Origin of the sequence: Halospina denitrificans, assembly GCF_004364635.1 — a bacterium.
GTDB lineage: Bacteria > Pseudomonadota > Gammaproteobacteria > Pseudomonadales > Oleiphilaceae > Halospina > Halospina denitrificans.
Genome location: NZ_SOAX01000001.1, coordinates 400,767 through 413,099, shown reverse-complemented (window position 1 = coordinate 413,099; position 12,333 = coordinate 400,767). Strand labels below are relative to the sequence as shown.

Sequence of the window (12,333 nt, the reverse complement as noted above, 5' to 3'; positions counted from 1 at the left end):
CGGAATCCGAGACCACTATGCAGGCCGACAACGAACCCGAAATGTCCCGGCAGAACCACGCTCCAGAGCCGGATGTGAAGGTCAGGGCCGAAAACGTCCGTCTCTGGTACGGCCAGACCCAGGCCCTGCACAACGTGAACCTGGATATCCACGCACGCAAAGTGACCGCGTTGATCGGCCCATCCGGCTGTGGCAAGAGCTCTTTCCTGCGCTGTATCAACCGGATGAACGACCTGATCCCCAGCGTCCATATTGAAGGCAGGATCACCCTTGAGGACGAGGACATCTACGATCCGAGCGTGGATGTAGTCCAGCTGCGCAGCCATGTGGGAATGGTCTTCCAGAAGCCGAATCCCTTCCCCAAGAGCATCTACGAGAACATCGCCTACGCCCCGCGCCTGCACGGCACGGTCAACTCGCGCCGTGACCTGGATGAGCTGGTGGAAAACTCGCTGAAGCGGGCCGGGCTGTGGCGTGAAGTGGCAGACCGTCTGCATACACCCGGCACCGAGCTCTCAGGCGGCCAGCAGCAACGCCTGTGCATTGCCCGGGCCATCGCGGTGAACCCCGAAGTCATCCTGATGGATGAACCGGCCTCGGCCCTGGACCCGCTGGCGACGGCCACCATCGAGGAGCTGATCGACGAGCTCAAGGACCGCTACACCATCGTGATCGTGACCCATAACCTGCAGCAGGCGGCCCGTGTCGCCAACTACACGGCCTTCTTCCACATGGGTGAGATCATCGAGTTCAATGACACGGACACGCTCTTTACCAACCCGCGAGAGCAGAAGACCGAGGATTACATTACCGGACGCTACGGCTGAGTGTATGATGGGCGACAAGCCATGAACACCACACTACCGGGCAGCGCCATTGTCACAACTCAATCCCCGTCAACGCGAAGCGGTTAAATACCTGGATGGCCCACTGCTGGTGCTTGCCGGCGCCGGCAGTGGCAAGACCAGCGTGATTACCCGCAAGATCGCCCACCTGATCGAGTACGCCGGCTTCCCCGGGCGCCACATCGCCGCGGTGACCTTCACCAACAAGGCGGCGCGGGAGATGAAGGAACGGGTGGGCCGGCTGGTGGACCGCAGGGCCGCCCGGGGCCTGATCGTGGCGACCTTTCACAACCTGGGCCTGACCATCCTGCGCGAAGAACACGATGCCGTGGGCTACCACCCGGGCTTCTCCATCTTCGACGCCGAGGACGCACGCGCCCTGCTGCGCGACCTTCTGGCACAGCATGCGCCGGATACGGGACTGGAGGTCGGCGACCTGCAGATGACCCTGTCCAACTGGAAAAACGCCATGCTGCTGCCGGACCAGGCCCTGAGCCGGGCCCGGGATGCGCGGGAAGAGCGTTTCGCGGTCATCTACCAGCACTATGCCGATTACCTGAAAGCCTATAATGCGCTGGATTTTGATGACCTGATCCTGCTGCCGGTCCTGTTGTTCCGCAACAACACTGAGATTCTTGAGAAGTGGCAGCGTCGTATCCGCTACCTGCTGGTGGACGAGTACCAGGATACCAACCTGAGCCAGTACGAGATGGTCCGCCTCCTGGTGGGCCATCGCCAGTGCCTGACCGTGGTCGGTGACGATGACCAGTCCATCTACGCCTGGCGCGGCGCACGCCCCGAGAACCTGGCCCAGCTCAAGGAAGACTTTCCGGGGTTGAAGATCGTAAAACTGGAGCAGAACTACCGCTCCATGCGCCGCATACTGAGTACCGCCAACGCCCTGATCGCCAACAACCCGCACGTCTTTGAGAAAGCACTCTGGAGTGAACTTGGGGTGGGAGATCCCATCCGTATCCTGCGCACCCGGAACGAGGAGGCGGAGGCCGAGCGCATCGCCTCGGAGATCCTCGACCACAAGCTCAAGAGCCACGCCGAGTTCCGGGACTTTGCGGTGCTCTACCGGGGCAACCACCAGGCCCGGCTGCTGGAGATCAAGCTCCAGGCCTACCAGATTCCCTACCGCATCTCGGGCGGCACCTCCTTTTTCGCCAAGAACGAGATCAAGGACGCCATGGCCTACCTGCGCCTGCTGACCAACCCGGATGACGACACCGCCTTCCTGCGGGTGGTGAATGTGCCACGCCGGGAGATCGGCCCGCGTACCCTGGAGCAGCTCACGGGCTATGCCCGCCAGCGTGGTCTCAGCCTGACCCGCGCCCTGAACGAGATGGGAGCGGATGCTCATATCCAGGCCCGGAGCCTGGAGAAGCTGCGCCGCTTCGCGGATTTCCTGAACCGGACCTGCGAACGCCTGGAACGCGAAGACACCCTCCCGGTCATCCGCCAGATGTTCACGGACATCGAGTACCAGGAATGGCTGCAGCAGAATGCCTCCAGCACCAAGCAGGCCCAGCGCCAGATGGACAACGTCTGGTACCTGCTGGATTCTCTGGAACAGATGAACCGCAACGAGGACGACGAGGGCGAACAGACCCTGGAGGATGCGGTCAGCCGTCTGGTGCTGCGCGACATCATGGAGCGCCAGGAAGAGGAGGACGACAGCGACAAGGTCCAGCTGATGACGCTGCACGCCTCCAAGGGGCTGGAATTTCCCCATGTGTTCGTAATGGGCCTTGAGGAAGAGTTGCTGCCACACCGCAGCAGTATCGAACAGGACAGCATCGAGGAGGAGCGCCGGCTGATGTACGTGGGCATCACCCGCGCGCAGCGCACCCTGACCCTGACCTATGCCGCCCAACGCAAGCAGTACGGCGATGTGATCGAGACGATTCCAAGCCGGTTCATTGATGAAATGCCGGATGACCACGTCAAGCACGAGGGCATCGGAAAGGCCGATAAGGAAACCAACCAACGCCGGGGCAAGGCTACCCTCTCGGCGCTGCTCGATGACCTGTCATGAGGACTCGGCGTAGCCCTCCTGAACGGCCCAGACAGCGGCCTCAACCCGCGAGCGCAGGCCGAGTTTCTTGAGCAGATGCTTCACGTGCACCTTCACGGTGCCCTCACTGATGTCCAGGCGGCGGGCCACCATCTTGTTGGACAGCCCCTGGGCGATATGGCGCAGGATATCCCGCTCCCGGGGGGTAAGGCTGGCAAAGTCGGGTTGACCTTTTTCAGGGGTCTGCTGGTGACGCAGGGCATCCGCAAGGAGTGCGGTCAGCCGCTCACTGATCACCATCTTGCCCACCGCAGCCTGATGCAGCTGATCAACCAAGTCCTCCGGTTCCATATCCTTGAGCAGGTAACCATCCGCACCCGCCCGTAACGCCGAGACCACATCATCTTCGTGATCGGATACCGTGAAGATTACGACGCGGGACGCCACGCCACCGTCGCGCAGCTGCCTGAGCGTTTCCAGCCCATTGACGCCGGGCATATTCAGGTCGAGCAGGATCAGATCCGGCTCCAGTTCGGTCGCCAGACGAATGCCATCCTCTGAATTACTGGCTTCCCCCGCCAGCACCATATCCTCCTCCATCTCCAGGAGTTGGGTAATCCCCCGGCGCAGCAGTGGATGATCATCAATCAGAAGAATGCTCGCTGGCGACTCTTTGTTGTCAGCGTTTTTTTCCATAGTCTCAACCCGATCAGTTATTGGCGGATTCCGGATCCCGATTCATGAGGCCTGTGTAATAATGGACGACGCCTGCTGCGGTATCGCGAGACGAACAACAGTGCCACCCCCCTCGGCATTGGCAACGCTCAGTTCACCCCCCAGAGTCAGGCTTCGATCCCGCATAATAACCAGCCCATAATGGCTCGGTGGCGCGCCATTGGCCGGCAATCCGACGCCATTGTCGCGTACCTCCACCATCAGCGTCCCACTCAGCTGATAGACACTGACCTGCGCATGGCTGGCCTGGGCATGCTTGTGCACATTCGCCAGCGCCTCCCGAACGATCTGCAGGATATGAATCTCTTCATTGGGAGAAAACATGCGTGGCGGCACGTGATAATCCAGATCTACATGGAACCCCAGTCGTTCACTGAATTCCTCCGAGGTCTGCCTCAGGGCCTCCTCAAGCCCCGGCGAATCAAACTGTAGCCGGAAGGTGGTGAGCAACTCACGCAGTTGGCGGTAACCGTTGTTCAAGCCGTCACGGAGGTCCTGCACCACTTCGGCCTCGCGCGGATCGGGTTCGGTGTCACCTTCACCCTGGAGCCGCTGCAGCCGCGCCACCTGCATCTTCAGGTAGGACAGTGACTGGGCCAGCGAGTCATGGAGCTCACGGGCAATTACCGTGCGTTCCTCCATAAGCGTGAGACGATTCTGCTCCGTCATGCGTCGATTAAGGTAAACCGCCGTGGCAAGCTGATCCGCCAGGGTTTCCAGAAGCTGGCGTTCGTGGTGCTGCAGGATGCGGTCCCGGGCGTACCAGACCTCAAGGGTGCCCAGTAATTCCTCACCCGTGCGCACCGGCAGCATCAGCCGATTACGATGCGCCTCGGGCTGGTCTTCCAGGACGTGACAGCCCGTCAGACAGGCATCGCAGGACAGGGAGCGGCAATGTTCGGGGCGGGTCCGGGCAAAGGTGGTTACCGCCTCGAAGGCACCTTCATTCTCTCTTTCGTGCAGGTAGAGGCTGACGGGCCCGATATCAAGCAGTGACTCGAGTTGCTGCAGCAGTGGAACAGAGCCTTCACAGAGGTCCGCGCTGCCATAGAGCGATCGACTGGCTTTATGCAGGAGTTGCAGTGCCCTGTGGCTGCGTTCCAGCTCTTTCGTCTTGCTTTCCGCACGGGCTTCGAGGTTTGCATACCGGACGGAAAGTTCATCCGCCATGCGATCAAATGTCTGCCCCAGAAGACTCAACTCGTCCCGTCCCGAGGCCTGGGTACGAAGGCTGAAATCCTGCTTGGCAACAGCCTGCGCCATCGCGACCAGGCGCCCCAGCGGGTGCAATACGTTGCGGCGGAAATCCAGGAAAAGGACCGCAACCACAGCCAGGGTCAGCAGCAGGGACAACCCCTGAATCACACCAAGAAGGGTGATCCTGGACTCTGTACGGGATTCCAGCCCCTCAACCATGGCATCCACCTCCTCGATGAAGGTTCTTGCCATCACCGGGGCATGTCCCAATGGTGCGCCGGTCTCCAGAAGTGCTTCAAAACGGGGCTTAAGGAATTCACTCCAGGTGAGCCTGAGCCGGTGATAGCGGTTACCAACCGGATGATCCAGTCCGGGAATGGCGTTAACCAGCCTGGGATGGATCAGTCGTCCCGAGATAGTATCGATCTGCCGCTCAAGGAATTGACGGTTCTCAGCGGAGGGTGAATTTTCGAACCGTTCAGCCCGGGTAATCAGGCGCTGTGTTTCCATGCGTATCAGGCCTGACTGGTTAATCGCGGCCGCGTCACCCCGGGCGCTTGCTGAGACATACAGAGACACGGCAATGTTGACCAGTGCCAGAAAAATCACCGCACCCAGGGCAACGCCAATGCGGGTGATAAGGGAATCCCTGAGCGAACGCATTACTGCTCCGTTGAGAAGGAGGGGTTAGGCCCGAGAGCCGGACTACCCAGAAAGTAATAGACATTTCCCACCATTTCAATATACCTCTTTTGACCTTTTGAAAACCCCTGCGAAGGCGAGGAAACTGAATCCATTCTTCCATCAGCATCTTTGCTGGACCATCATGATATCAGAGCCATTCGACGAAAGCCTTCCGGCAACCATTCCTCTCGCTGCCCTGGCTCTGGCTGTCGCCTTTGCCAGTTGGGGAATGTTCGCCGTGATGGCCGTTTCCATTCAGCAAGCGCTGGCGCTGAGTCACAGTCAGTTCGGACTTCTTCTGGCCTCCCCCATGCTGACGGGCAGCGCCCTGAGCTTTCCGGTCGGCTACCTGGCGGATACCAGGGGGGCAAAAATGGTGCTGATTGTCAGCCTCCTGGCCCTGGTCCCGGCACTCGTCGGGTTGAGTATTGCCCAGGGATACAATCAGTTCCTGCTCACGGGAGCCGGCCTTGGGATCGCCTGCGGTGTTTTCAGTGCCGGACTCTCCTACACAGCCGCCAGTGCGCCACGCCGCCACGCGGGCTTTGCCCTGGGGCTCTTCGGGGCGGGCATTTTTGGCGCGGGCATCAGCTATTACACGGCGCCGCTGGTTGCCGATGCGTTCGGATGGCGTGCCACGCCCCTGTGGAGCCTGATGCCGGTGCTGTTCGCGGCCCTTTTTCTGGGCCTGATGGGCGACTCGAGCGCACGGGTCCATACCGTTTCCGCCCGCGGTTTCCACCGCTTCCTGAAACGGACCCGATTGTGGCGCTTTGCGCTTTATTTCAGTTTCCTGTTTGGCAGTTATATTGCTCTCGTATTCTGGCTCCCTGGATTCCTTCAGGGAAGCTACGACCTGAACCTGCACCAGGCCGCCATGGTCGCAACGCTTTTTGCGTTACCGGGCTCGCTGATGGCGTTTTTCGGTGGCTGGCTCGCGGATCACAGCGGCGCCAAACAGGTGAGCTGGACCGTCTTCTGGATCTGTTTCGTCTGCCTGTTCCTGCTGTCCTACCCGCCCACGACATTAATCATCCAGGGCATCGACCACCCCATTCATATCAGGATCAACCTGCCCCTGCCGGCCTTCATCCTGCTGACTCTGGTTACCGGCACCGCCATGGGCCTGGGCAAAGGCAGCGTCATGCGCCTGGCCTACAACCATTACCCACGACACATGGGGACGGTGGGGGGGCTGATGCTGGCTTTTGGCAGCCTCACCGCGGCCGTGCTGCCCCTGCTTTTCGGGGTCGCCAACGACATCACCGGCATCCGCAGCGCGGCTTTCATGCTCGTATTCGGGCTGCTGGCCCTGTGTATGGTGAGCCTGTTTTTTGCCGAAAGACATTCGCGGGATCAGCAACTTAACCCCAGGTATGACAGGCATCTAACCATTTAGGAGTAGGAACCGGTTATGTCGAGGTATCCATGCAGATTTGATGCCGCAATTTGGCCAGAATGTCCCCATCATCATCCCGAAACCGGGTTGGGCAACGCGGATGGGATCCGTCCCGCGAGGCACTCCTGAGGAGAACCGCAATGAGCAACTTTCTCGACCGACTGACCTTCTTCAAGCGCCACAAGGAATCCTTTTCCAACGAGCATGGCGTGACCGTGGACGAGGACCGCCGTTGGGAAGACGGCTACCGCTCGCGCTGGCAGCACGACAAGGTGGTGCGCTCCACCCACGGTGTTAACTGCACCGGCTCGTGCTCCTGGAAGATCTACGTGAAGAACGGCCTGGTCACCTGGGAAACCCAGCAGACCGACTACCCACGCACCCGCCCGGGGCTGCCCAACCATGAGCCGCGCGGCTGCGCCCGGGGCGCCAGTTTCTCCTGGTACATCTACTCCGCCAATCGCCTGAAGTACCCCATGGTGCGCCGTCACTTGGTGGAACTCTGGCGGGATGCTAAGAAGCAGCACAGTGACCCGGTGGAGGCCTGGGCCTCCATCGTCCAGGATCCGAAGAAGGCCCAGTCCTACAAGTCCCGTCGCGGGCTGGGTGGTTTCGTGCGCGCCGACTGGCAGGAGGTGCAGGAGATCATCGCCGCCGCCAACGTCTACACCGCGCGCGACTACGGCCCGGACCGGATCATCGGCTTCTCCCCGATCCCGGCCATGTCCATGGTCTCCTACGCCGCCGGCACCCGCTACCTGTCACTGATCGGCGGTGTCTGCATGAGCTTCTACGACTGGTACTGCGACCTGCCGCCCGCCTCGCCCCAGACCTGGGGCGAGCAGACGGACGTGCCGGAGTCCGCGGACTGGTTCAACTCCACCTTCCTGATGATGTGGGGCTCCAACGTGCCGCAGACGCGCACACCGGACGCCCACTACATGACCGAGGCCCGCTACCGGGGCACCAAGACCGTCACCGTGACCCCGGACTACTCGGAAGCGTCCAAGTTCGGCGACATCTGGCTCAACCCCAAGCAGGGCACCGACTCCGCCCTCGCCATGGCCATGGGCCACGTAATCCTGAAGGAGTGGCACGTCGAGGGTAAGAGCGATTACTTCGACGACTACGTGCGCCGCTACACCGACCTGCCCTACCTGGTCCTGCTGGACGAGGAGAACGGCAACACCGTCCCCGGTCGCTTCCTGCGCGCCTCAGACCTGGCGGATGATCTGGGCGAGCAGGACAACGCGGACTGGAAGACCATCTCCTGGGACGAGAACAGCGGTAGCCTGGTCGCCCCCACCGGCTCCATCGGCTTCCGCTGGACCGAGACCAAGGGCAAGTGGAACCTGGAGCAGAAGACCGGCGACGGCAGGGACATTCATCTGCGCCTGAGCCATATCGATAATTCCGACGAGGTCACCGAGGTGGCCTTCCCCTACTTCGGCGGCGGCGGCAACCCGCACTTCTCCCATACCAGCCATGATCCGGTTCAGAAGCGTCGGGTACCCATCCGCACCATCACCCTGGCCGATGGCAGCAGCGCCCGGGTGGCCAGCGTCTTCGACCTTATGGTGGCCAACTACGGCATCGACCGGGGCCTGGGCGGCGACCACGTTGCCAGCTCCTACGATGACGACGTGCCCTACACCCCGGCCTGGCAGGAAGCCATCACCGGCGTACCGCGCGAGAAGGTCATCACCGTGGCCCAGCAGTTCGCGGAGAACGCCCACAAGACCCACGGCAAGTCCATGATCATCATCGGTGCCGCCATGAACCACTGGTACCACATGGACATGAACTACCGTGGCGTCATCAAGATGCTGATGATGTGCGGCTGTGTCGGTGTTTCCGGCGGCGGTTGGGCGCACTACGTGGGCCAGGAAAAGCTGCGCCCGCAGACCGGCTGGGCGCCGGTGGCGTTCGCGATGGACTGGCACCGTCCGCCACGGCACATGAACTCCACCTCCTTCTTCTACAACCACACCAGCCAGTGGCGCCACGAGACGGTGAAGATGGATGAAATCCTGTCACCGCTGGTCAACGCGGATGACTGGAACGGCTCCATGATCGACTACAACGTGCGCGCCGAACGCATGGGCTGGCTGCCCTCCGCGCCCCAGCTCTCGCGCAACCCGCTTCAGGTCGCACGCGAGGCCAAGCAGGCCGGCATGGAGATCAAGGACTACATCGTGCAGTCCCTGCGCGACGGCAGCCTGCAGTTCGCCAGCGAGGACCCGGACAACCCGGCCAACTTCCCGCGCAACATGTTCGTCTGGCGCTCCAACCTGCTGGGCTCCTCGGGCAAGGGCCACGAGTACTTCCTGAAGTACCTGCTCGGCACCGAGAACGGCCTCCAGGGCAAGGACCTGGACAGCATCCCGAACGCGGAGAAGCCGGAAGAGGTCAAGTGGCGCGATGCGGCCACCGGCAAGCTGGACCTGCTGACCACCCTGGACTTCCGCATGTCCACCACCTGCATGTACTCGGACATCGTGCTGCCGACGGCCACCTGGTACGAGAAGCACGACATGAACACCTCCGACATGCATCCCTTCATCCACCCGCTCACCGCGGCCGTGGATCCGGCCTGGGAGTCACGCTCGGACTGGGACATCTACAAGGGCATCGCGAAGAAGTTCTCGGAGCTGTGCCAGGGCCACCTCGGCGAGGAAACCGACGTGACCACCCTGCCGCACATCCACGACACCCCGGCGGAAATGGCCCAGCCCAAGGACGTGAAGGACTGGAAGAAGGGCGAATGCGAGCCCATCCCCGGCAAGACCATGCCCAACATGGTGCCGGTGGAGCGCAACTACCCCGAGACCTACAACCGCTTCACGGCCCTGGGCCCGCTCATGGACAACGTGGGCAACGGCGGCAAGGGCATCACCTGGAAGACCAATGACGAGGTGGAGTTCCTGGGCGATCTCAATGGCCGCGTGACCGAGGACGTCAGCACCAAGGGGCGCCCGAAGATCCGCACCGCCATCAACGCCTGCGAGACCATCCTGAGCCTGGCTCCGGAGACCAATGGCCATGTAGCGGTGCGCGCCTGGGACGCCCTGAGCGTGCAGACCGGTCGCGAACACGCGCACCTGGCGAATTCCCATGAGGGCGAGACCATCCGCTTCAACGACATCGTGGCCCAGCCGCGCAAGATCATCTCCTCGCCCACCTGGTCCGGCATCGAGTCCGAGAAGGTGAGCTACAACGCCGGCTGGACCAACATCAACGAGCTGATCCCCTGGCGGACCATCACGGGGCGCCAGCAGTTCTACCAGGATCATCTGTGGATGCGCGCCTTCGGCGAGACCCTGTGCGTGTACAAGCCACCGATCGACATGAAGACGATCGACCCGATCATGAACAAGAAGGGCAACGGCAACACCGAGATCGTGCTCAACTTCATCACACCGCACCAGAAGTGGGGCATCCACAGCACCTACACAGACAACCTGCTGATGCTCACGCTCTCGCGTGGCGGGCCCATCGTGTGGATGAGTGAGAAGGACGCGGCCAAGGCCGGACTTGAGGACAACGACTGGATCGAGGTCTTCAACGTCAACGGCGCCATCACGGCGCGGGCGGTGGTCAGCCAGCGGGTGCCCGAAGGCATGTCGATGATGTACCACGCCCAGGAGAAGATCGTGAACACGCCCGGATCCGAGATCACCGGCAACCGGGGCGGCATTCACAACTCCGTGACCCGGGCCGTGCTCAAGCCGACGCACATGATCGGCGGCTACGCCCAGCAGAGCTACTTCTTCAATTATCACGGAACCGTGGGTTCCAACCGCGACGAGTTCATCGTCGTCCGGAAGATGAAAAACGTCGACTGGATGGACGAGGAATCGGGCGATGCCATGCGAACAGAGGGGGCATGACATGAGGATACGCGCACAGATCGGCAAGGTGCTGAACCTGGACAAGTGCATCGGGTGCCACACCTGCTCGGTAACCTGCAAGAACGTCTGGACCTCCCGCGAGGGCATGGAATACGCCTGGTTCAACAACGTCGAGACCAAGCCCGGCGTCGGCTACCCCAAGGAGTGGGAGAACCAGGAACGCTGGAAGGGCGGCTGGAAGCGTCTCGACGACGGCCAGATCCAGCCCCGCATTGGCGGACGCTGGCGGGTACTGGCGAACATCTTCGCCAACCCGGACATGCCGGCGATCGATGACTATTACGAGCCCTTCGACTTCGACTACGCGCACCTGCAGAAGGCCGGCGACTCGAAGACCATGCCTACCGCCCGGCCGCGCTCGCTGCTGACCGGCAAGCGCATGGAAAAGATCGAATGGGGCCCGAACTGGGAGGAGATCCTGGGCACGGAATTCAAGCACCGCTCCAAGGACTACAACTTCGAGGGCGTGCAGAAGGAGATCTACGGCCAGTTCGAGAACACCTTCATGATGTACCTGCCCCGGCTTTGCGAGCACTGCCTCAACCCGACCTGCGTGGCCTCCTGCCCGAGCGGCGCCATCTACAAGCGGGAAGAGGACGGCATCGTACTGATCGACCAGGACAAGTGCCGCGGCTGGCGCATGTGCGTCTCCGGCTGCCCGTACAAGAAGATCTACTACAACTGGAAGTCCGGCAAGTCCGAGAAGTGCACCTTCTGCTACCCACGTATCGAGGTGGGCCAGCCGACCGTGTGCTCCGAGACCTGCGTCGGCCGGATCCGCTATCTGGGTGTAATGCTCTACGACGCCGACCGCATTGAAGAGGCCGCGAGCACCCCCAACGAGCAGGATCTGTACGAAGCGCAGCTGAACGTCTTCCTGGACCCAAACGATCCGGAGATCATCGCCGAGGCACGTCGCCAGGGCATCCCGGACGACTGGCTGGAAGCCGCGCAGCAATCGCCGGTCTACAAGATGGCCATGGAATGGAAGGTCGCCTTCCCGCTGCACCCGGAATACCGCACGCTCCCGATGGTGTGGTACGCCCCGCCGCTGTCGCCCATCCAGTCCGCCGCCGAGTCCGGCCGGATCGGCTACAACGGCGCCATCCCGGATGTGGACCAGCTGCGCATCCCGGTGCGCTACCTGGCCAACCTGCTGACCGCCGGTGAAGAGGAGCCCATCACCCACGCCCTGGAACGGATGCTGGCCATGCGCGCCTTCATGCGCGGGCGCAACGTGGACGGGGTCGAGAACACCGAGGTGCTTGAGCGCGTCGGCCTGACCGTGGAGATGGTCGAGGAGATGTTCCGCTACATGGCCATCGCCGACTACGAGGACCGCTTCGTGATCCCGACCAACAAGCGCGAGTACGCCCACTCCATGTACGACGGCCAGACCGAGCGCGGCGGCTGCGGCTTCAGCTTCGGCAGCGGCTGCAACGCCGGTGGCGGCGACGACGCGGACGTCTTCGGCGGCAAGCCCAACAACAAACGCCAGTTCTTCGCCGTGCGCGTGGACAAGGTCGGTAACTGAGGAGATCG

At 61.9% G+C, this 12,333-nt stretch carries 7 protein-coding genes; 5 read left to right on the top strand and 2 right to left on the bottom strand.

What is annotated here, in order from left to right; all coding sequences use genetic code 11:
• The first annotated feature begins 41 nt into the window (after positions 1 to 41).
• Together pstB and rep are read left to right on the top strand one after the other, a co-directional pair.
• The gene (pstB, locus tag DES49_RS01960) at positions 42 to 827 is read left to right on the top strand and encodes a phosphate ABC transporter ATP-binding protein PstB (RefSeq protein WP_243864862.1); all 786 of its coding nucleotides are present in this window, start codon (positions 42 to 44) and stop codon (positions 825 to 827) included.
• A 49-nt stretch (positions 828 to 876) separates the two neighbouring features.
• The gene (rep, locus tag DES49_RS01955) at positions 877 to 2,886 is read left to right on the top strand and encodes a DNA helicase Rep (RefSeq protein WP_133734691.1); all 2,010 of its coding nucleotides are present in this window, start codon (positions 877 to 879) and stop codon (positions 2,884 to 2,886) included.
• Here the strand turns inward: rep and narL are convergent.
• Entirely contained in the window at positions 2,881 to 3,561 is a 681-nt protein-coding gene (gene narL / locus DES49_RS01950) for a two-component system response regulator NarL (protein WP_133734690.1), read from the bottom strand. The genes rep and narL overlap by 6 nt on opposite strands.
• Before the next feature lie 42 nt (positions 3,562 to 3,603).
• Entirely contained in the window at positions 3,604 to 5,460 is a 1,857-nt protein-coding gene (locus DES49_RS01945; protein WP_133734689.1) for a histidine kinase, read from the bottom strand.
• Positions 5,461 to 5,623: 163 nt separating this feature from the next.
• Here DES49_RS01945 and DES49_RS01940 point away from each other — a divergent pair, with 163 nt between their 5' ends.
• From DES49_RS01940 to narH, 3 genes are all read left to right on the top strand, one after another.
• Positions 5,624 to 6,880 (top strand): MFS transporter, encoded by a 1,257-nt coding sequence (locus DES49_RS01940; protein ID WP_133734688.1) that lies wholly within the window; start codon positions 5,624 to 5,626, stop codon positions 6,878 to 6,880.
• A 140-nt stretch (positions 6,881 to 7,020) separates the two neighbouring features.
• Complete coding sequence (locus tag DES49_RS01935) at positions 7,021 to 10,770, top strand: nitrate reductase subunit alpha (RefSeq protein WP_133734687.1); 3,750 nt, start codon at positions 7,021 to 7,023, stop codon at positions 10,768 to 10,770.
• A gap of 1 nt (position 10,771) precedes the next feature.
• The gene (gene narH / locus DES49_RS01930) at positions 10,772 to 12,325 is read left to right on the top strand and encodes a nitrate reductase subunit beta (RefSeq protein WP_133734686.1); all 1,554 of its coding nucleotides are present in this window, start codon (positions 10,772 to 10,774) and stop codon (positions 12,323 to 12,325) included.
• Positions 12,326 to 12,333: the final 8 nt, after the last annotated feature.